This is a genomic window from Pseudomonas sp. B707 (assembly GCF_022496685.1).
Lineage (GTDB): Bacteria > Pseudomonadota > Gammaproteobacteria > Pseudomonadales > Pseudomonadaceae > Aquipseudomonas > Aquipseudomonas paraglycinae.
The window spans coordinates 22,080-44,919 of sequence record NZ_WTVE01000031.1 but is presented as its reverse complement, the minus strand read 5'-3'; the positions used below and the strand labels follow the sequence as shown (position 1 = coordinate 44,919).

The 22,840-nt window shown below is 57.2% G+C and carries 10 protein-coding genes and 1 pseudogene; 4 read left to right on the top strand and 7 right to left on the bottom strand.

Annotated features, from left to right (window positions below; translation table 11 throughout):
• Positions 1 to 106: 106 nt before the first annotated feature.
• Together GQX66_RS19155 and GQX66_RS19150 are read right to left on the bottom strand one after the other, a co-directional pair.
• Positions 107 to 1,861, bottom strand: a complete 1,755-nt coding sequence (locus GQX66_RS19155; RefSeq protein ID WP_240870504.1) for an SMEK domain-containing protein — start codon at positions 1,859 to 1,861, stop codon at positions 107 to 109.
• A 340-nt stretch (positions 1,862 to 2,201) separates the two neighbouring features.
• A pseudogene (locus tag GQX66_RS19150) lies at positions 2,202 to 3,046 on the bottom strand (mechanosensitive ion channel family protein); the annotation flags it as partial.
• 191 nt (positions 3,047 to 3,237) lie between these two features.
• Here GQX66_RS19150 and GQX66_RS19145 point away from each other — a divergent pair.
• Positions 3,238 to 4,578, top strand: a complete 1,341-nt coding sequence (locus tag GQX66_RS19145; protein WP_240870502.1) for a DEAD/DEAH box helicase — start codon at positions 3,238 to 3,240, stop codon at positions 4,576 to 4,578.
• Between the two features lie 63 nt (positions 4,579 to 4,641).
• Here the strand turns inward: GQX66_RS19145 and GQX66_RS19140 are convergent, their stop codons facing one another.
• From GQX66_RS19140 to GQX66_RS19130, 3 genes are all read right to left on the bottom strand, one after another.
• A complete protein-coding gene (locus GQX66_RS19140) occupies positions 4,642 to 5,241 on the bottom strand; it encodes a hypothetical protein (RefSeq protein WP_240870493.1) in 600 nt (199 codons plus the stop codon).
• A gap of 12 nt (positions 5,242 to 5,253) precedes the next feature.
• Positions 5,254 to 5,838 (bottom strand): papain-like cysteine protease family protein, encoded by a 585-nt coding sequence (locus GQX66_RS19135; RefSeq protein ID WP_240870491.1) that lies wholly within the window; start codon positions 5,836 to 5,838, stop codon positions 5,254 to 5,256.
• A gap of 249 nt (positions 5,839 to 6,087) precedes the next feature.
• Positions 6,088 to 6,363 (bottom strand): hypothetical protein, encoded by a 276-nt coding sequence (locus GQX66_RS19130; RefSeq protein ID WP_007956561.1) that lies wholly within the window; start codon positions 6,361 to 6,363, stop codon positions 6,088 to 6,090.
• A 443-nt stretch (positions 6,364 to 6,806) separates the two neighbouring features.
• Between GQX66_RS19130 and GQX66_RS19125 the strand changes: the two genes are divergently transcribed.
• Together GQX66_RS19125 and GQX66_RS19120 are read left to right on the top strand one after the other, a co-directional pair.
• Positions 6,807 to 19,970, top strand: coding sequence for a hemagglutinin repeat-containing protein (locus tag GQX66_RS19125; protein ID WP_240870489.1), 13,164 nt, complete (start codon positions 6,807 to 6,809; stop codon positions 19,968 to 19,970).
• Positions 19,967 to 20,359 carry a hypothetical protein gene (locus GQX66_RS19120; RefSeq protein WP_236189416.1) on the top strand — a complete coding sequence of 131 codons (393 nt, stop codon included), beginning with the start codon at positions 19,967 to 19,969 and terminating at the stop codon, positions 20,357 to 20,359. Before GQX66_RS19125 ends, GQX66_RS19120 begins: the two co-directional genes overlap by 4 nt.
• A gap of 229 nt (positions 20,360 to 20,588) precedes the next feature.
• On the opposite strand, the gene GQX66_RS19115 is transcribed toward GQX66_RS19120, so the two are convergent.
• A complete protein-coding gene (locus tag GQX66_RS19115) occupies positions 20,589 to 21,329 on the bottom strand; it encodes a thioredoxin family protein (protein WP_240870486.1) in 741 nt (246 codons plus the stop codon).
• Positions 21,330 to 21,506: 177 nt separating this feature from the next.
• Between GQX66_RS19115 and GQX66_RS19110 the strand changes: the two genes are divergently transcribed.
• On the top strand, positions 21,507 to 21,899 hold the full coding sequence (locus tag GQX66_RS19110) for a transcriptional regulator (RefSeq protein WP_240870481.1): 393 nt from the start codon (positions 21,507 to 21,509) through the stop codon (positions 21,897 to 21,899).
• Between the two features lie 62 nt (positions 21,900 to 21,961).
• On the opposite strand, the gene GQX66_RS19105 is transcribed toward GQX66_RS19110, so the two are convergent.
• The gene (locus GQX66_RS19105) at positions 21,962 to 22,831 is read right to left on the bottom strand and encodes a DUF6279 family lipoprotein (RefSeq protein WP_240870476.1); all 870 of its coding nucleotides are present in this window, start codon (positions 22,829 to 22,831) and stop codon (positions 21,962 to 21,964) included.
• Between the last annotated feature and the right edge of the window lie 9 nt (positions 22,832 to 22,840).

The window sequence follows — 22,840 nt, the reverse complement described above, 5'->3', positions numbered from 1 at the left end:
GCATGGGCGAGCTCGGATGCATCTCGTATATAGCCTAAGGCTAAGCATAAGCTTTCAATAGGCGGCTCGTTCGCTATGGAAACCTATCAAGGATCAAATTCAGCAGTTATGATCCTGCAGCACCCACCTGTGAAAATCTTACCTCTAAGCTATATAGGGAGTCTTGCAGGCCCAGTTCTTTGTAAAGCTTTTCGGCCTGGTCATAATGCTCTTGGGCATCTGAGTGCTCTCCCAGCGCCTTATGGACAAGCGCGGAGCTGGCCAGTAGATTAGCTCGAATTTTTGGGTATACGTTGTTTTCCAGTTTGAGGGCGAGTTTGAAGTTGGATTTTGCGGAGAGTAGGTCTCCTTCGTCCTTGTCAACTAGGCCGATATTTAAAAGCGATGCTACTTGCGACCTTTTGTCTTCTTCTTGGATTGATAGTTCGTAGGCTTTAACGTTGTACTCGCGCGATTTTTCCAGGTTCTTGAGTCCCTGGTAGATGTTGGCGATATTTCCGTAGTGCCGTAACAGGCTTCTTGAGTCGCCCATCATCTCCGCCAAGTCAACGGCCTGGTCAAGGAACTCCAGTGCCTGGTGGAACAAGCTTTCGTCGCCTGAGATTTCAGCCATGTGCTTCAAACGAATGGCGATGTTTGTCAGTAAATTTGACTTGATCGAACGCAGTTCTTTCTTTTCGCTATCGTCCTTTGAGGTTTTCAGCGTGTCGTCAAGCAATGACTTGGCTTGACTAAAGTACTGGTCGGATAGTTCCAGGTTTTCTAGATTTAGATAGCAGCTGCCTAGACCGTTAAGGTGCTTTATTCGACCTATTTTGTGATCAATGCTGTCGGATATTACCAATGCTTTTTCAAACGCGTCTATGGATTCAGAGAAGCGCCCGTTGTTTTTATAAAGGAATCCCAGGTTCCCAAGTACTGCCTCTCGTTCTTTGAGAGTGATATCTTCTTTTTCGAGGCACGCTTTAAAGACCTTCTCAGCCTCCGGTAGTTTGCCTCTAAGCATAAGCCCTATCGCATAGAGGTTGGCTTCTTTTACGCTTTCGGGATCCAGGCTTGCAGCATGAGAATAATAAATATCTGCTTGGTCGGAGCCCAGCAGTGTATAGAGGTTGGCTATATCAATGAAATCCTGTGCCGCCATCTTTCTGCTGCTGTTGGCCAAGCTGTCTAGCAATTCCTTGGCTTGGTTTAGTTCGTTCTTTTCGATTAGGAGAATGACTTGGGCTTTAAGCGTCTCTCCTGTTTGAAAGGATCGCCCTAGGAGCTCTTCCAGTTTTTTGTCAACAATCGAGTCGTCGAAATGTGATAGCCAGTTGCTTATGGCCGTCGCTTTTTCAATTATGCGCCTAGGGATTTCGGAGAAGTTTTTTATCACGACGTCACGCATCTGCCTAAGGTCATCAACCCCGGTTGACAGAGCTTTTGTTTTGCGTATGACTTGGTTGAAATCCAGCACGTTTTTAGTGGTGAATTTAATGCCTGGGCACTCGGCATCTACTTTGTATCTGGTTTGCTTTTGTTTCAGTGAAAAAAAGAACAGTTCACCTATTTTTGTACGATGCTCATTCTCGATCAAGCCGTTGATCGTTGAGTTGATTTTCTTCGAGTCGACTCGTGAGCTTACTTGAACCCCAATTCGATTGGATTCGTCCAGTAAATCAATGGACTTGGCGTTCGTGGTCGTTTGGTTGGTATTGGCTAGGTTCCACTTGTGCGAAACATTCAATATGCTAGCGACAAAATCTTCACTTACTATATTTGTGTCAACAAATCCAGAGGCGGTGTTCGTCTCAATAAAGAATTTAAGTACAGCAAAGTGAGTAGCGATCTCATCAAGCAAAGCTTTCCGTTCCAGCATTTTTCTATCCTTGAGTAGTGGTTTCACTGGGTGTGCCAAGAACAGAGATCCTACAATCATGCGATGTCATAACGCCACCCGTTTTCCAACGTCACTCGCCTTTTCAGTTCATAGCAGTGCAGATGCTCGTTTTGGAGGTACACGGCGTCCACCAGGCCCAGGGCCCCAAGCTAAGGCTGCGCTGCTGTGCGGTGGTTGTGGTGATGTCGGATTGGTAGGGGGTGGAGAATCAGTGACGCGCGCTCAACTTTGTATCGCTTGCGGGGCTTGCGGAGTAGGGGGAGTTGATACGTGGAGGGGGGAGAGATAGACGGTTCAGTTCTGAAGTAGTACAGCCGGAATCTAGTATGCGTACTAGCAAAGCACCCAATGGGGATAGGGGGCTTGCTGGGAATAGTATGTTTTCTGAGGGCGTCCGCGGGAGTTTCTGAAGGATTCGGACATCAGACGCCAGGTCGGGATCGAGACGATGGTCTTGTCGAAGTTCTGCACCTTGACCGTGTGCAGGGTGATGTCGACCACGTCGCCATCGGCGCCGACCTGCGGCATTTCGATCCAGTCGCCGACCCGCAGCATGTCGTTGCTGGTCAGCTGTACGCTGGCGACGAACGACAGCAGGGTGTCCTTATAGACCAACAGGATCACCGCCGACATCGCACCCAGACCCGACAGCAGCAACAGCGGCGAACGGTCGATCAGGGTGGCGACGATGATGATCGCGCCGAACACGTACAGAACCATTTTTGCCAGTTGCACATAACCCTTGATCGAGCGGGTGCGGGCGTGTTCGGTGCGGGCGTAGATGTCCAGCAGTGCATTGAGCAGGGCGCTGACCGACAGCAGCAGGAAAAGAATGGTGAACGCCAGCGCGACGTTGCCGAGGAACACCATGGCGGTCTTGCTCAGTTCCGGCACCAGATGCAGGCCGAACTGGATCACCAGCGACGGCGTCATCTGCGCCAGGCGCTGAAACACCTTGTTATGCCGAAAGTCATTGATCCAGTGCAGCGCGGGCTGGCGACCGAGCATGCGACTGGCATGCAGGATCAGGTAGCGCGCCACTCGTCCGAGGACCAGCGCGATCACCAGCAGCAGGAGCAAAGCCAGGCCGGCGTGCAGGAGCGGGTGCTGTTCGAGGGTACCCCAGAGGTCTTGGGCGTTGAGCCAGAGCTGTTTGAAATCCATGAGAGAGACGATTCTTCTGTAAGACGCGACGGGCGATTAGAGCATTTAAGACGCTGTGTATTACCGTTGGAGACAAATCGAGCAACAAAAAAGCCACTGATTACGGCGTATTTCATAAAGAAACTCGGCCTGAGCGCTCGAAACCGGTAACCTATGCAGCTGATTTTTTGCATATCTTCGAGGTAGCACCCGTGTTTTCCCAATTCGCCCTGCACGAACGCCTGCTCAAAGCCGTGGCCGAGCTGAAATTTGTCGAGCCAACGCCTGTGCAAGCCGCGGCCATTCCGCTGGCGCTTCAGGGGCGTGACCTGCGGGTGACGGCGCAAACCGGTAGCGGCAAGACCGCCGCTTTCGTCCTGCCGATCCTCAACCGCCTGATCGGCCCGGCCAAGATCCGCGTCAGCATCAAGACCCTGATCCTGCTGCCGACCCGCGAGCTGGCCCAGCAGACCCTGAAGGAAGTCGAGCGCTTTTCGCAGTTCACTTTCATCAAGTCCGGCCTGATCACCGGCGGTGAAGACTTCAAGGTCCAGGCTGCCATGCTGCGCAAGGTGCCGGACATCCTGATCGGCACCCCGGGCCGGATGATCGAGCAACTGAACGCTGGCAACCTCGACCTCAAAGAAGTCGAAGTGCTGGTGCTCGACGAAGCCGACCGCATGCTCGACATGGGTTTTGCCGAAGACGTGCAGCGTCTGGTCGACGAATGCCCGAACCGTCAGCAGACCATGCTGTTCTCCGCCACGACCGGCGGTTCCGGCCTGCGCGAGATGATCGCCAAGGTGCTGAACAACCCTGAGCACCTGCAGCTCAACGCGGTCAGCCAGCTGAACGACACCACCCGTCAGCAGATCATCACCGCCGACCACAACCAGCACAAAGAACAGATTGTGAACTGGCTGCTGGCCAACGAGACCTACCAGAAGGCCATCGTCTTCACCAACACCCGGGCCATGGCCGACCGCATCTACGGTCGCCTCGTCGCCCAGGAATACAAAGCGTTCGTGCTGCACGGCGAAAAAGACCAGAAGGATCGCAAGCTGGCGATCGACCGTCTGAAGCAGGGCGGCGTGAAGATCCTGGTGGCCACCGACGTGGCGGCCCGTGGTCTGGACGTTGATGGCCTGGATCTGGTGATCAACTTCGACATGCCACGCAGCGGCGACGAATACGTGCACCGCATCGGTCGTACCGGCCGTGCCGGCAACGACGGTCTGGCGATCTCGCTGATCTGCCACGGCGACTGGAACCTGATGTCGAGCATCGAGCGTTATCTGAAGCAGAGCTTCGAGCGGCGCACCATCAAGGAAGTCAAAGGCACCTATGGCGGACCGAAAAAGGTCAAGGCCTCGGGCAAGGCCGTCGGCGTGAAGAAGAAAAAGACCGACGCCAAGGGCGACAAGAAGAAAACCGCCGCCAAGACCCCGACCAAGCGCAAGAGCGCCAACCGTCCGAAACCAGACTCTCTGGTGAGCAGCGATGGCATGGCTCCGCTCAAGCGCCGCAAGCCGGCAGAGCCAGCGGCTGAGTAAGTCGTTTCAGGCAGGCAAAGAAAAACCCGGACATGGTCCGGGTTTTTTTATCGCCAGGGTTTATCAACTGCCCAGCAGGCCAGTGGTGTCGGCATCAAAGCGCCGCTTGGCCTGATCGGCTATCGGTTTGAGCTGCGCGAGCAGGGCTGCCTCGCTGTACAGCCCGGGCAGCGCCGACTCCTTGGGCGTCGGCTCGATCGGGATCAGCACATCTTCACCCGCCGCGTGCAGCCAGATCGCCACAAGGTGCAGCGCAGAAACAAACAACATCCGCAGTTCAACGGTTTTGCCCTTCAGCTGCGGCGATTGCTCGGCCAGTTTCAGCGCATCGACCGTGGCGCTCGCCAGATTGCCGTGGTTCAACGAGGCAAACTCGACGTGACCGCGGACTTCGGCCAATTGCGCATCGGCAATCGACACACCGTCGGCAAACACCAGGTAATGCCAGTCACCGAGCCGGGCGTCTTTCAGGCCTTTGCCATCGCTCAGATCGTCCAGGCTGAGCGAGTAGCCGCGATAGGCCTCGCTCAGGCTGATTTTCGCAGGCGCCGCACTGGCGAACTGGCGATTGACGCCGAAGCCCTGGGTCTGCAACGCGGCCTGCAGGGCCGGACGCAAGGTCTGTACGCCGTTGGAAGGCGCCTTTGGATAAGTCAGTTGCATGATGTCGCCCTCCTAGTTTTTCGCCGTGAAGTAAGTGTGAGTCCAGTTGCCGCCACCGTTGTAGGAGCCGGGGAACGCGTTCAGTGCGCGGGTCGAATAGCCGTAGATCGAATCCGCGACCAGCACGTAATTGCCGTTGGTGCCGTAGATCGCCAGAAAGTGCGCACCGCCACCGTACCAGGCACAGCGCAGGCCGATCGGGCGGCCCATGTTGATCTGGTTCTGGATGGCCGACATCTGCAATGAACCCTGATTCATCCCGTTGTAGCTGCGGGTGGTTTGCAGGGCCGAATCCAGATAGCCGTAGACGTTGCACGGCCCCGGCTGGCTGCAGCAATTGCGGTCCAGTTGGGTGCTGGCCACGCCGCACTGCGTCCAGGACCCGGTGCCGTAGTAATTGCCGACCGAAGCGGAAACCGCCGCCCAGCACCAGTTGGTCTGGGTCTGCTGCTGCATCGTAAAGTTGAGACTCGAGGCAGCCAGGGCCCTGGCCTGTGGGGCCGCTTCGACCTCGACCAGTTGCGGGTCGAGCAGATGGCCGATCAGGCACCCGGGCAGGGTGTTGCCAGTGAATGCCGTTGTTTCAGTGGTTAACATTTTTCAATCCTCCATGAATGAAAACAAACGTTCCGCGTTTGCGGGATAACGGTATTGCCGAGCGATCGGTGTTCAAGGGTTGCCATCTCCGATGGCCGGTTCCGATCAGGCTCGGGGTAACCCTAGGTCTGAATATGCATTTATGCAAATAACAAAATGCACTAACGCAAATTTCCGGACAAAAGGAAGCAGGCTTTGGTATCGATTTAGCCTGATCGATGCCGAAGCCTGCCGTTGTCTGAGCGGGTGTTATCCCTCGGTTTTTTTCTCCGCCGAACCCAGTTCCTTCAAGCGCTGATCGATCAACTGGCATTTGTCCGGCAGATCGGCGGAGGCAGTGCCCAGATCCATTTTCTGCAACTCGGCGTTGATCTCCTTGGCCTTGGTCGGGTTTTGCTCAGTGAGCTTCGCGACTTCCTTGGCCAGTTGCTCGCGTTTGGCGGTGGCTTCTTCCGGCGTACAGGCCCAGACGGGCAGAGCGCAGGCGAGCGTGGCGGCGAGGGTGAGCTTGAGCAGAGTTTTCATGGGGGCAGGCCTCAGTTCCGGTTAAGGCGGGTTAACCGGTTGAGGGCTGTGCCCGGTGAAAAGTTCAGAGGTTTGCTGCGAAAACAGCCTCAAATCGTCTGACTAACGAGTCGCCATTTACGCCAAAAAATCATCATCGTCGCGCAAAGCTTCGTTCTAGAGCGGTTGTCGAAAATGCTGCGTCACGGCTTATTGACGCCAGAATGATGGCAATCTACCATCGCGCCATCACGTTGATATCAGCGTGCGGTTTCGAGGGATCGAACAGACTTTTCGCAGGCCATCTTGCGAACGTTTAGCATCGTTTTGGACGTTCTGACCAACGCGCGCATTTATCCCCATCGTTTTTCTTCCACTCTTCCGGCATGGCTGTTTCCTGCCGGACAGGGATTGCTTTGCCTGTCGTTTTTCCCGATCCCTTGCCGTTGCAATGAGAATTAAACATGGACGTTCGCCAATACGCCTTTCTCGCTCGCCAGTCTCCTGCTGCCGTGAAAACCCGTAAGTCGTTCCTGGGCATGCCCAAGCGCGGGCTGGCATTTCTTTTGGCGAACGTCATGTTCTGGCAACCGATGTGGGCACAGGCCGACGGCATTGTGGTGGCCAATCCGAACACTTCGCTGGATCACGCCGGCAACGGTGTGCCGATCATCAACATTGCCACGCCCAATGGCAGCGGGCTGTCGCACAACCAGTTCCACGATTACAACGTCGGGGCGCAGGGCGTCATCCTCAACAACGGCTCGAGCCAGACGTCTGCCACGCAACTGGGCGGCCATGTCATCGGCAACCCGAACCTGAAGAACAGCGGTTCGGCGCAGGCGATTCTCAACGAAGTCATCAGCGGCAATCCGAGTCAGTTGCGTGGTTACACAGAAGTGGCGGGGCAATCGGCGCGGGTCATCGTCGCCAACCCGTATGGCATTACCTGTAACGGTTGCGGGTTCATCAACTCGCCGCGCGTGACGCTGACCACCGGCAAACCGGTACTCGACAACGGTCGTCTGGATCGCTTTCAGGTTGATCAGGGTTCTGTGGCCATCGAAGGTTCAGGTCTTAATGCGACCAACGTCGATCGCTTTGAAATCATCACCCGCAGCGCAAAGATCAACGCCGAGATCCAGACACAGAACCTGACGATTGTGGCCGGGCGCAACGACGTCAACGCACAGACCTTGAATGCCACGGCGCGTGCCGATGATGGCAGCGGCAAACCGCAACTGGCCATCGACTCATCGGCGCTGGGCGGCATGTACGCCGGGGCGATCAAACTGGTCGGCACAGAAGCCGGGGTCGGGGTGAAACTCGACGGAAAACTGATCGCCAGCGGCGGTGATATCCAGCTCGACGCCAACGGTCAATTGAGTCTGGCCGACACCTCGGCAACCGGTGCAGTCAACGTCAAAGCCGCCAGCCTCGACGCACGCGGGCCGGTCTACGCCGGCACCGCACTGGGTGTGCAGACCCAGGGCAGCGTGACCAACCGGCAGACCCTTGCCGCTCGCGACAGCATCAACCTCAGTGCCGGTGGCCAGTTGACCAACGCCGGCGCCATCGAGTCGGGCGTTAATGCCGACGGCAGCCGCAACGCCAGCGGTGATCTGAACCTGACTGCGCAGAACCTCGACAACAGCGGCAAAAGTCTCACCGCCAGCCGCAACCTGACGGTCAACACCGCACAGACGCTGAACAACCAGGGCGGCACACTCAGCGGGCAAACTACTGCGATCACGGCGGGAACGCTGGATAACCGTAACGCCGGCAAGGTGCAGGGCAATGGCGCATTGAGCCTCAATGCCCGTCAGGTACTGAACAACAAAGGCGTGATCAACAGCAGCGCCAGCCTCACCGCCAATATCGGCCAGCTCATCAACGCTGACGGCGAACTCACCAGCCAGACCGACACCGTACTGACCGTCACCTCGCTGGATAACGTTGCGGGTCTGATGATGGCCGGGCGTTTGCTGGACATCAGTGCACTCGGCGCAATCAACAACCGTGGCGGCAGGATCGGTGCAAAACAGACTCTGACGGTAAAAACGCAACAACTCGACAACAGCCAACAGGGTCAGTTGACCAGTGAAGGCACGCTGAGCACCCGCATCAGCGATCAATTGAACAACCGGAACAAGGGCTTGATACAGGCCAACGGCGCGATGGACGTGCAGGCCACGCGCCTGGACAACCGCGCGGGCAAGATTTCCAGCCTCAATACCCTGACCATCAGCAGTACCCAGACCGACAATCGTGGCGGGACAATTCGCGCCGATCAGGCAACGACACTGCTGATCAGTGAACTGGACAACCGCGACAAGGGGCGCCTCGAAAGTAAAGCCGCGCTGACCTTCGAAGGCAACACGCTGGATAACAGCAATGGCGGCCTGCTCACGTCGAGCGGGTTGTTGAGCCTCAAGGCCAAAACGGTGACCAACGATGCCGGGCGCATTTCCGGCAAGGGCGATATCGACGCCAATATCGAGAACCTCAACCAGCAGGGTGGCGAACTGGTTGCCGAAGGCAATCTGCTGCTGACCGGCAAGACGCTGAGCAATCGCCAGGACAGTCTCGTCGGCTCGCTCAAGACCCTGACCGTCAACGTCGAGCAGATCGACAACCGCAGCGGCTCGCTCTCCAGCCAGCAAGACCTGCACATCAACGGCACACGCCTGGACAACAGCGAGGGCGGCAAAGTGCTGTCCGACACCACGTTGGGCCTGAAAGTCGCGCAGATCATCAACGCCACCAACGGCCTGATTTTCAGCAAAGGCGCGAGCACCCTCAGCGGTATCGGCCTGAGCAACGTTGGCGGGCGCATCGTCAGCCAGAACACGCTGGTGCTGACCTTCGACGACATTATGGACAACCAGGGCGGCCTGATCAGCAGCGAGGGGCAGATGTCCCTCACGGCCGGCAGCCTCGATAACCGTTTGGGCAAACTGTCGAGCCTCGAAGCGATGGCGTTGACCAGCGTCGGTGCGGTGGCGAACCAGGGCGGTCTCATCGCCTCGCAAAAGGGCCTGATCTTTAATAGCGCCAGCCTCGATAACAGCGACAACGGGATCATCAGCGCCAAGGCCGATTCGACCCTGACCACCGGGGAATTCAAAAACCGTCAGGGCGGCAGTCTCGCCACCGACGGCACGCTGTTACTCACGGCTGCGCACCTGGACAACTCCGGCGGCACCATCGGCAGCCAGAACAAGCTGCAAGCTTCGCTCACTTCGCTGGAGCAGGACGGCGGCGAGTTGTTCAGCAACGCCGACCTGACCCTGGACATGAACAACGGCCTGCTCGACAACCAGCGCGGCTATCTTCATACGCCGGGTCAGCTGCTGCTCAAAAACCTCAAGGACGTGAATAACAGCGGGGGAGAAATCTCCGCTGCCAAAGCCTGGAACCTGACCGCCCAAAGCCTGAACAACGATGGCGGCAAACTGCTCAGCAATGAAAAAATCACCTTGCTCATCGATCGTGCCCTGAGCAACGTCAAAGGCCTCATCGCCTCCGCCGGCCTCGAGTCGCGCAGCGCCAGTCTGGACAACACGAAGGGTGAAATTCTGAGCCGGGGCGATGTCGACCTCGCGGTGACTGACCTGTTCGACAACCAGGGTGGTGTGGTCATCGCCGACAACGGCATGACCGTAGTCGCTGCAAAACTGGATAACCGTCAGGAGGGGCTGGTAGGCGCGACAAAAGCGCTGAAACTCACCATCGACCGTATCGACAACCGTAGCGGTGAACTGTCGAGCAAGGCCGAAGTGAGTCTGATCGGCGCGTGGCTCGATAACAGCGACAGTGGCTACATGCTCGCGGGGGGCAATCTGGCGCTGACCGTCAACGAAGTCATCAACCGCAACAAAGGCCTGCTGTCTGGCGATACAGGCCTGACGCTGACCGGCAAGACGCTGGAAAACAGCGGACGTGTCACCAGCCAGAAAGATCTCGCGATCAGCCTCTCTGCGGATCTGAACAACGAGCAAGGTAGTGTCGTCAGTGAAGGTACTCTGGCGATCGCTGCGCAAAGTCTCGACAACAATGCCGGCACCGTCTCCAGCGCCAAGGCGCTCACCGTCGACACCCGTGACGCTGTTAGCAACCAGGGCGGAAAACTGCTGACTGACAGCAATCTGATCCTCAACAGCAGCGCATTCGATAATCAGCAAAACGGTGTGATCAGCAGCAAGGCAAAACTGGAAATCAATACCGGCGCCCTCAACAACAGCCAGGCAAGCATCTACGCTGACGACCAGGTGGAAATCACTGCCGGTCAGGTCACCAACACCGGTGGCAGTCTGGGTGCTGGCAAGACGCTGATCGCCAATTTCCGAGGACTTGATCAACAGGGTGGCAAGTTGTTCAGCGGCGCAGACGTGAGTGTCGATCTGAACGGTGGTTCGCTGAATAATCAGGGCGGCGTCATCAACGCACCGAACCGGTTACAGCTGAAAAATCTCGCCGATCTGAACAATCGGGGCGGCGAGATCTCCAGCGATCAGGCCTTTGAGCTGGTTGCTCATTCGTTGGACAACAGCACTGGACAACTGCTGAGCAACCAGAAACTGACGCTGAAAATCGACAACGCGCTGACGTCGGTCAAAGGCAAGATCGCGGCGGCAGCCTTACAGATTCGGGCGGCGAGTCTGGATAACAGCGGCGAAGGGGAACTGCTCAGCGACAGCAATATCGACGTCACTGTCGATGGCTTGCTGAACAACCAGGGCAAGGGCAGCATTCGCGCCGCGCAGCAGCTGAACCTCAACAGCACCGGTCTGAATAATCAGGGCGGCACGCTTGTCGGCGTCTCGGGCCTCGCGATTGATCTGGGCGCCACCGCGCAGGATCTGAACAACCAGGACGGTCTGATCAGCAGCAAAGGGCTGTTGAGTTTTGCCCATCTGCGTGATCTCAATAACGAGAGCGGCGTGATCAACAGCAAAGGCGTGCTGAGCATCGCCACCTTGCGTGACCTGAACAACCAGCAGGGCGAGATCTCCAGCGTCAACAGCTTCAGCCTCGCCGGCAACAGTCTGGATAACCGTGGCGGCAACCTGATCAGCAACGATCAACTGACCGTGACGGCGGCTGAACTGAAGAATCAGGCCGGTCTGGTGTCTGGCTGGAAGGGCGTGAGCGTCAGCGGCGGCGCTGTCGACAACAGCCAGGAAGGCGCGATTTCCAGCCGGTTCGCAGACGTGAGCATCGACCTCAGTGGCGCCTTGCTCAACCACAGCAAGGGGGGCGTGGGTGGTGCCGGCGATGTGAGCATCAAGGCATCAAATCTGGATAACAGCGGCGGCACCGTCAGCAGTGGCGGCAAGCAGATCCTGACCGTGGCCGGCGGCACGATCAGCAACACCTCGGGCGGATTGATCAAAAGTGACGGCACCCTTGATCTCCGCTCGTCCAGCCTGAACAACACTTCCGGCAACGTCAGCGCGAAAAAAGCCCTCACCTTCACCGGCGGCCAATTGAACAATACCAGCGGTAGTCTGGTCGGTGACGACAGAGTCACCCTTGACCTGCTCGGCGCCCTGACCAACGTCAACGGCGCGCTTGGCAGCAGCGGGCCGCTGGTGATCAAGCGCTCAGCGAGCGTCGACAACCGCGGCGGCCAGTTGATCAGCCAGAGCCTGCTCGACCTGCTGACCCACGGTGATCTGAACAACAGCGCGGGCGGCACGATTTCGGCCAACGGCCAACTCGACCTCAAGGCCGACGGCACCCTGTACAACAACGCCGACGGCCTGATCTCCAGCCGCGATGCCGCCGTCAACCTGACCGCCGCCGCGCTGAACAATGGCAAAGGCGCGGTGCAGAGTTTCACTGCGATGACCGTGAACACCGGTACCGGGGCCATCGACAACCAGGGCGGTAAACTCATCGCTCAGACCGGCGATCTGAACATCACCGCTGCCAGTCTCGACAACCGGGGCGGGATGCTGTCCAGTCTCAAGGGCCTGCTGCAAACCCGTCTGACCGGCGTGTTGCGCAACGGCCAGGGCGGCAAGATCGAAGGCAGCCGCCTCGACCTGCGTGCACTGGGCGGCATCTATAGCGATGGCGGCCGTATCGCCGCCAATACCGGGGACATCCTGCTCGACGCTGGCGCCAATGCGCTCGACAACAGCGGTGGCGGGATCTATGCCAAAGGCTTGGTAAAGGTCAGCACCGGCTCGATGAACAACAATGGCGGGCAGGTCAGCGGCGGGGTCATCGATCTCGGTGCGGGCACTGGGTTGAGCAACCGTGGTGGCCTGATCGAAAGCGCCAGCACCTTGGCTGTGCGTGCCACCAACCTCGACAACCAGAGCGGCAAACTGCGCGCCCTGGGCACCAGCGGCAAGACCGACTTCCAGATCGGCAGCCTGTTCGACAACCGCAACGGCCTGGTGGAAACCGCCAACACCGATTTCACCCTGGCCGCACCAAGCTTCCTCAATGCCGGCGGTTCGGTGACACATGTCGGGTTGGGCGAGTTCGGTATCTCCACGGCTAACGTGATGAACGCCGGCGGATCGCTGGTGACTCGTGGCGGCTTGACCCTCAACGCCGACAGTTGGACCAACAGCAGCGTGATCCAGGCCGGGCGCTTGACGGTCAATGTCGGCAATTTCGTGCAGACCTCGAGCGGTCAGTTGCTCGCTTCGAACCAGTTGGTGGCGCGCGGCGGTAACTGGAGCAACGACGGGTTGATCGCCAGTGATGGCAGCATGGATTTCCAGATCGGTGGTGCTTACGGCGGCAATGGTCGGGTCAGCAGCCTGGGGGATATGACCTTCACAGCGGCGCAACTGGGCTTGACCAGCGCTGCGAGTATCGGCGGTAGTGGCTTGACCACCGTTAACGTCGGCGGCCTGCTGAACAACGCCGGCGGACGTCTGACATCCAGCTATGCGATGACGATCAATGCCGGCGGCGTCAGCAATACCGGTACGTTGGGCGCTGCGCAGGATCTGACGATCACAACGGCCAGCCTCACCAATAATCGCGGTCTGATCTTCAGCGGCGGCAACATGAACCTGCTGGTGAATGAGTTCACCAACCAGACCGGTGACGTCTACAGCATTGGTAACCTGACGATTGGCGGGCAATACGGCGGACGCGCGAACAGCGTCAACAACCTTGCAGCCTCGATCAATGTCGATGGTGACTTCTCGCTGTCGGCCAATAGCTTCAATAACAAGACTGAAGGGGTGATTGGCGAAGAGAAGTTTATCTCCGGGGATATCACCCTGGACTGGGGAACCAATACTTTTTACGTAAATGAACGCTATGACTCGCAATCTTCCATCAGTGGGCCTCAGGCATCGGTATCGGTATCGGGAAACATAAACGCCAACGTTGGAGCGTTCTCCAATATTGCTTCTTCGATCTCTTCCGGGAAAAACATCACGCTGGATGTTGATTCATTCGACAATCGTGGATTGCAGTCAGGCAGCTTTACTCGTTCACGAACCTATAAGCTCTCCTACATCCCCGACCAGCTCGTTGGCAATTTCAGCGGTCAGGTGAACGACTATGCGCGAAGAAACTCGCAGTACGTTTACCGATACATGAAAACGGTGCACGAGCCTGACAAGGGCGGTTCTCGCGATGAACTGATCGATCTGGGGAAACAAAAAACCACGACCGTAAACAGTAACTTTGGCGTCGGGCCGGAAGTTGCCGTTCCCGGCGCGATATTAGCCGGCCAGCTCAAAGACGACAGCAGGATCTTCACCAACGGCGGCGGTAGTGTTTCCTCTATCGTCCAGGCCGGGCAAGCCGTGTGGATCAACGCTAAAACCACGATCAGCAACGGCAACCTCAACCCGTACACCCATTTCGACGGCACGGTAAAAGGCACGGCAGACACCGGGGTGAAAAACTCGGCGAAACCCACCGTGGTTTTCTTGAATCCGCAATTGCCTCCGGATCTTGCGCAACAACAAGTCAATCCGTTGGCACTGCCGGGATTCACCTTGCCAACCGGTGATAACGGTTTGTTCCGTCTCAGTGGCAAGGGGGGCAGTGAGCCGACTCTGGTGGCGGGCCAGTCCTGGACGATTGGCTCCGTCACCGCCGCCACATCGGGCCATGCGGGCGGTATGCCGGTCAGAAAGGCCAGCGATTACCAGTTCGACCAGAATGACCCTGTGTCGTTAAAAAATCGCGACCTTGCGTTGGCCGCCCGGCTTTCGCTCGATCTCAACGACAAGGCCGTGCAGGTCTATGTCGGCGCTGTCGCCGGTGACGGGCCGGTGGGTGTAATGCTGCCCAATCGTGGCAACGCTTCCTTCAATGTTCCGCGTGTTCAGGGCCTGCCCGATACCAGCGTGCGCTCTAACCCGCACAAATATCTGATCGAGACCAATCCGGCGCTGACCGATCTCAAGCAGTTCATGAGTTCCGATTACTTGCTGGCCAAACTTGGCTATGACCCCGACAACAGCGCCAAGCGCCTGGGCGATGGCCTGTTTGAACAACGCCTGGTGCAGCAAGCCGTGGTGGCCCGGACCGGCCAGCGCTTTATCGACGGCCAGACGTCTGATGAAGCGATGTTCAAGTACCTGATGAACAACGCCGTCACCAGCAAGAACGAGCTCAACCTGTCGATGGGCGTGACGCTGACGGCCCAGCAAGTGGCGGCGCTGACCCACGACATCGTCTGGCTCGAAGAACACGAAGTGAACGGTGAGAAAGTGCTGGTGCCGGTGCTGTATCTGGCCCAGGCGAATAACCGACTGGCGCCGAACGGCGCATTGATTCAGGGCGGCGACGTGACCCTGATCGCCGGTACCGACCTGAACAACGCGGGTACGCTGCGTGCCTCGAACGACTTGTGGGCAGAGGCCGAAAACAACCTCACCAACAGCGGATTGATCGAAGCCGGGGATCGCCTGAGGCTCAAGGCCGGTAACGACATCATCAATAAGTCCGGCGGCATTATTTCCGGCAAGGACGTCAGCCTGACCACCACCCGTGGCGATGTGATCAATCAGCGTGATGTGTATAGCTACGACACCAACTACGGCGGCACGCTGCAGCATCGCGACGTGCTCAACAACGCTGCACGGATCGAAGCGGCCAATGATCTGAAGATCAACGCCGGGCGCGATATCAGCAATACCGGCGGTGTGTTGAAAAGCGGTGGGGACATGACGCTTGATGCCGAGCGTGATGTGAGCATCACTTCGGTACAGGAGCGTTACACGGATTCGCGTGGCAGCAAATTCCTCAATCAGACCATTACTCAGCATGGCGCTGAAGTGACGTCAGGGCGGGATCTTTCGATCAGTGCCGATCATGATGTGGCAGTCGTGGCCAGTCGCCTGGATGCCAAACGGGATCTCAGCCTGAGCGCCGGCAATGATGTCCTCGTGACCTCTGCTGCGAATGAAAGCGAATTCGTGTCGCGTAGCAAGCGCACCCAGGTTGAATCCCTGAATGTGTCCCAGCAGTCGAGCGTGATCAACTCCGGTCGTGACATCGCTGTCAGTGCAGGCAAGGATTTGAACCTGATAGCCAGCCGCATCAGCGCCAGCAACGAGGCGTACTTGTTCGCCGGTGATGACGTGAATATCGCAACGGCAGAAGATGTCGATTACGACTACTACTCGAAAACCAAAAAAGGCTCGTTCGGCAAGAAAAAGTCGACGATGAGTGAAAGCGAGACGGTCTTGTCCGTCAGCTCGACCGTCGAAGCGGGTTCCAAGCTGGTGGTGTCGGCGGGGCAGGACATCAATCTGACCGGCGCCAAGCTCAACAGCGATGGAACGCTGCTCGCTACCGCAGGTCGCGATATCAACCTGCTCGCTGCTGAGGACACCTACAGCCAAGCCAATGCGTCATCGAAAAAAGGCTGGACCAAAAGCAAGTCCAGCAGCAGTGAAGTGACGCAGACACGCCTGAACAGCACTGAACTCAGTGCAAAAGATATCGAGCTTAAATCGGATAACGACATTACGTTGCAAGCGGCTGCCCTGCGTGCGGAAAACGAGGTGAAGCTGACTGCGGCCAATGATGTTCTGATTGGTGCTGCTCAAGAGACGCAAACCTCCAGCCAGTCGAAGAGCTCCGGCAAGACAGGGTTTTCGCTGTCGGGCGAGCTTTCGTCGACCCAGAAATCCCAGCATGCCCAACAGTCGTCCACGCAGAATATCGGCAGCGACATCAGTGCCGGCAGTATTCAGATCAAGAGTGGCCGCGATTCGGTTGTCGAGGGCAGTACGCTCGTGGCCGACAAGAATATCGGCATCGATGCCGGGCGAAATCTGGAAATAACCAGCGCCGAAAACACCCAGTCCTCAAGCTCGAAATCCGGCAGTACGAAATCCGGACAAATCGGCTCCTGGTGGCAGCCCGCTACCGGGGTTGTGAAGACGAAGGAAACCGATCAGAGCAATTCGACCCGTCAGTCGGGCAGTCAGATCGCCTCCCTGGGCGGAAATATTTCCCTGACTGCCGGGGACCATTACACCCAGAGCGCGAGCCAACTGGTTACGCCTCAGGGTGACATCGATATAAAAGCCAAACACGTCGATATCGAGGCGGGATTCGATACGCTCAATACGAATAAGACAGCCAGTACAAACCGCACGGCTATCGGTGGGACGGTCAGCATTCCACTGGTTGATGCCCTTCGTGGCATTCAGCAAATGGGTGAGGCGGCGCAGAAAACCAGCGATGACCGGATGGTGGCGCTGGCAGCGGTGAACGCCGCCATGAGTGCCAATCAGGCACTGGATGCCGGCCAGGCGATGATGCAGAACCCGGTAGGCGGCGTTAAGGTCAGCGTCAATCTGAGCAACAGCCAGAGCCAGATGAACAGCAGCCAGAGTGGCCGCAATGTCGTCGCCAGCGATGTTGTCGCCGGTGGCAACGTCAACATTGTTGCTACGGGAGCCGGTGCTGACAGTGACATCAATGTGGTGGGAAGCCGGATCGAAGGCGGCGGCGATGTCAGCCTCAAGGCCGACGGCGAAATCAATCTGTTGTCCGCGCAAAATACCGCTCATCAACAAAGCGCTAACAGCAACAGTGGCTGGAGCGCAGGCATCGGTTTCGGTTTCGGCGAAAGCAACGGCATCACCTTCGAGCTCGCTGCCAACAAGGGACGTGGCAGCAGCGATGGTGATGATGTCACCCATACCAACACCTCAATAAAGTCGGGTCAGACGCTCAGCCTGCAGAGCGGTGGTGACACCAACATCAAAGGGGCTGTGGCCACCGGTGAAGCGGTCAAGGTCAAGGTCGGTGGTGATCTCAATGTCGAGAGTCAGCAGGACACCAGTACTTATACGTCCAGACAGCTGAGTGCAAACGTCGGGTTGAGTATCTGCGTTCCGCCATTCTGCTACGGCACCAGTAGCGTCAGTGGCGGGATTGCTGCGCAGCACATGCAAAGCGAGTACGCCAGTGTGTCCGAGCAATCGGGCATCAAGGCTGGCGACGGGGGCTTTCAGGTCGAGGTCAAGGGCAATACCGATCTGGTCGGGGCGGTAATCGCCAGCACCGACAAAGCGGTCGCCGATGGCAAAAACACCTTGAGCACGGGCACGCTGACCACCTCCGACATCAAGAACAAGGCCGAGTACGACGCAAGCAGCATCAATCTCAGTGGTGGTTATGGCTTCAATGTGAAAGAAGGCGGCAACGCCAGTGGCACGCCGGCCCGGGGCGGCCCGGTCGTAACCTCCAAGGAAGGTGCGAACGCCAATACACCGATCGTCCTGTTTGCCAGCGGTGATTCGAGCAGCACCACTCACAGCGGGATCAGCGGTGCCGCCGTAACCATCACTAACAGTGGCAAACAACAGGAGCTGACCGGAAAAACCGCTGAGCAAACAATCGCAGCGATCAACACTGATGTGTCCAGCGATCGTGACGGCAGCAACAAGCTCAAACCGATTTTCGACGCCCAGGAAATTGGTGTGGATTTCGAAATCGTCGGCAAGTTTGTGCAGAACGTTTCGCAGTTCATCGAAAGTCGTGCAAAGGAAGCCGACGCCAAGAAGCTACAAGCTGATAAAGAGCTGGCTGCTGCGCATGATCCGAAGTTGTCGGACGCCGACAAGGCGATCCACCGGGCCAACTATTTCCAACTCACTCAGCAGATTCAGGACATCAACAAGAACTGGGGGCCTGGAGGTACTTATCGGCAGATCACGACTGCGTTGGTTGCGGGTGTCAGTGGAGGTGTGACAGGGAGCAGTGCGCAGTTCGCCCAGAACATGGTCGTTAACTATGTTCAGCAACAGGGATCGGATTACATCGGGCGGTTGGTTGTAAAAGGACTAAAAGAAGGTAGCCCGGTACACGCCGGCCTGCATGCGATTCTCGGCTGTGCCGGTGCGGCTGCCAGCAATCAGAGCTGTTCGGCGGGGGCGCTGGGTGGAGCAGCAGCCAGTGTTCTGACAGCACTGTTTGCAGATCCGGATCCGACTGAAACGGCAGCAGACCGTGAAACCAAACGTAACCTCATCACCAGCCTGGTTACCGCCATTGCTGCAGCGGGTAACCCCAACGGTGCAGCCACTGCCAACAATGCGGCTGTTGCGAACGTCGATAACAACTGGCTGGCGACGCAGCAATATATCCAGGCCAAAAAGGAACTGGATGAAGAGCCTAATCTGCTCAAGAAAATGGCGATTATCCAGAAGTGGGGGCTTACCTCGGTACGTCAGGATCTGCTGACAACGACTGGCGTCATGAAAGGTTTCACGGACGGTATGGCCGGAGCAGGCCTGGGGACCCTGGATAGCGCCGTCATGCTCTTGCGCGATCCGCTGGAAAGCTGGCAAGCGGTCAAGGATTTTGCAGCTTCCGATGAAGCGCAGGCGCTTTTAGGTAAAGCAGTGGCTGCTGCCTTCAAGTCCCAGATAGATCAAATCGGCCAGGCCGTCGTTGAGGGCGGCGATGCCAACGCAGAAAACCTTGGCAGGCAAATGGGTCAGGCAGTGGCCCTGGTTGTACAACTGTTGGCCGGCGGCGGGAGCAGTTCGGCAAATAGCGCCCTGACTCTGTCGCGGATGGGCATTGACGTTACGGTTGAGACTGTCAAAAAAATCAGCGCATCGTTTGATCTGGACCTTATCAAGAATCAAATCAACAAGCTGCAGGGGGTTGTGCGGGATTCGGATGTACCGGTGATCGACTCCAAGCCTCCATCAACGGGCGGGTTGACCGACAGTGAGGCAGGTGTTTCGACGTTACCCAAAATAGGTTCTCTGTCAGGAGACCCCGAACTTCCGCCACGGAATGCCTCGGCAGATATGGTTCGCTCTATCAAGAGGCAGAACGAGGCTGCCAAGGCTCTTGCTAATGCAGGGTTTGATGTGGAGCAGCTTCCTAATGTTAAGAAAAATGCGGCAAATCCGGATCTTAAAATCAACGGAGAGATAGCGGATGTGGCTTCGCCTCATACCGGAAGCACATATTCTGTATCGCAAACGATCAAGGATAAAGTTTTGAAGCAGGCGCAAACAATCGTTTTGAATCTTGCAGATTCGCCGCTAGGTTTTGACGACATTGAAAAGAACATTGCAGAATATCCAGTGCCGAATTTAAAGAAGCTTTACTTATTGAAAGATGGCCAGTTCCGAGTGATTGAGGTACGCAAGCCATGAGCATAATGATGGTGTTCGAGTTTGAGGGGCATCCTCCCGTCGAGAAAATAAAGAATGTGCTCGCAACGATGGGGGCCTCGCTTGAACTCGAGAGTTCCGGCTTTTCCGGGAGTTTTTCAGAGTCGAATGCTTTTTTCGTATACAGCGATTATCCGTGTCTGGAAGGTATCGCTACGGATCAAGCGGATCCTTTGGGTTGGATGATAGGCGCGAGACTGGTAGTGCATTGCCCGATAAGTACGCTGGAGGAAAGTGCACATGAGCTGGATCGTTTTATGGCCGAGGTTACAGCAGCCATGGAAACGCGTTTCCTGTTTTCCTTTCAGTATGAGTCGATATATGCCGTCAGGGATCATGAGCTTGTGATTTTCAAGAAGATGATCGAGTAAGTCCAAGTTTGGCGCTCGGTATTCAAGAGTTTGTAGAGAGGTGTGGTTGAATTTTCTTGAGTGCAAGCGCTTTCTGGAAAGATACGACGATGGTTTTTGTTCGAATTATCTGGAGTCGGCTCACGGTAGAGGGCGGGAGAACAAAGGGCGCTTTAAATGCGAAATGAATCTTGCCCTTTGTTTCTCTGAGACAGGCCTTTTGGCTGCCAGGTCTGATCACTCGTGACAGCTAGTCTTGTGGCCGATGGCAGCAACCCGCACTCACCCCTTCTTCATACCGGTCATGATGCCGCACCCACTCCATGATCTCGTCCTCGTTCCGGCCCTTGGGCGTGAGGTCGAGGTAGTTGTAGGCACCGACCAGCAAGTCCAGGCCTCGCGCGTAGGTTGAGTAAGTGTGGAAAATCTCGCCGTTGTCAGCGCGATAAAACACGCTGAGCCCGGGCATTTCTTCCTCGGCGCTGTCGGTCTTTTCGTAGTTGTACGTAGCTTTGCCAGCGTCGACATCCTCAGCACGGGTGCACACGCCGAAGTCGTAGTTGAAATCGCAACCGTCCGACGACACCCAGTCGAATGCCCAGCCCATCCGCCGCTTGAAGGCCTGGAATTCGGCGAACGGTGCGTGGGACACCGCCACCAGCGCAATGTCGTGATGGGCCAGGTGCAGGTTGGCGCCGTCGATGTGGTCGCTGAGGAATGAACAGCCCGGGCAACCTTCCTCCCAGCCCTTGGCGAACATGAAGTGGTAAACGACGAGTTGGCTGTGCTTGCCGAACAGGTCGGCGAGTTTCAATTCGCCGTTCGGCCCCATGAAGCGGTAATCCTTGTCGATCTTTACCCATGGCAGGGCGCGGCGTTTGGCGCTGAGGCGGTCGCGTTCTTTGGTGAAGGCCTTTTCATCGGCCAGATGCTGCTTGCGGGCGGCGAGCCATTCTTCGCGCGACACCACCGGATGATTCTCAACGTTCATGATGATTTCTCCTGCGGGGGTTGAAACCGTCTGTCTCAGACTAGTCGTTCAACCACTCGGGAAATCGACAGACCGCCGGTCGGTCGGGGCGCCGAATAATCCTGAACGGTGGCGCAGCGCTCCGGTCACAACCTGTGAACGCGCCAAAAAATCACGCGCACCGGAGGTTGAATCAGGATGACGACTTATAACTGGGATTTGATTGAACGCCTGCTGCATGAAGTGCAGAACGGCGCGGGCCACAGCTTTGCGCCACGGTCTTTCGCCGAAGACTATGCGGCGGAAAAAGCGTCGGCGGGCCAGCCGATCGAGAATCTGGATCACCTGAAAACGCTCGCCTGCGACTATGAGCAATTGTTGCTGTTGCGCGGTTACATCCAGCCCCGTGGCGAAGACGAGGGCAGCACCGGCAACAACTTCAGCCTGACCCCGCGCGGATCCAGCCTGTTGAGCCTGATCGACAGCAGCATTCCCGGCAACGATCATCCGCGCGAAGTGCTGGATGATCAGGAAGATGCGCTGGATGAGCTGACGTTCGATGAGGTGGCCTCCAAGGCGCAGATCGCCTGAGGCTTTGCACAAAAAAATGTGGGAGCGAACGTGCTCGCTCCCACATGGGTTTTGCAGTGATCTCAGCTTTTTTGTGCGGCCTTCAGGCACTTCAAATCATTGAAGTCCTTGCGCACTCCCTCGATCTTTTTCAACAGGCGCTGGCGCTGCTGCGGCGTACTGTCGGCCATCAGATCGACGAACAGCGAACGGGCCTGCGCCTCCGTATTGGCGTAGGCCATTTGGTAATCCGCTGTCCATAACCGCTCGCGATTGACCAGAAGCGTCTCGATCCGTTGTGGAAATTCAGGACTGTTGCGTTGCGCCACCGCTGCGCTGAACTGCTTCTGCCAATGCGCACGGTTGGCGATCCACTGGGTGTTCTGATCGCCCAGGGCGGTCGACCAGGCCATCACCCGCTGTTCCTGCTTGGCGCTCAACGGGCCGAGCCAGTCGTTGAGACGCTTGTCCATGCGCGCGCCACGTTCGGCAATCTGCTGTGACAGCGGAGGCTTGAGGTATTCCTGCTGACGCTTTTGCAAATCCTTGGCAAAGGCGTCGTTCATTTCAGCAACCTGCCGATCATCCAGCCCTTGCAGCAATTCAATCGCCGACGGAGTGATCTCCCGAGCGGTTTCGGCGATCGCCTGCTTGGCTTCTGCGGTGCGGGCCTGGAGCGCGGCGTCGGTGACCTGATTGGTCTCGACCATGGTTTGCAGGCGATCGAGCCAGTCGAGATAACCCGGCAGTTGCGTGGTGCAGTGCCAGCTCAGGTGTTCCCTGAGGCGTTCGTTGAACCAGCCTTTCTGCTCGCCGTTCATGTCCAGGTAGTCGCTGAGCGTCCACGGAATGATCACGTCGAGGTTGCGATAGGCCAGGCCGACACGGCTGCAGGCGCCGAGAGCGAGGGTCAGGATCAGTAGAATCGCGATGCGTTTGAACCAGCTAGACATGGGCGAGTC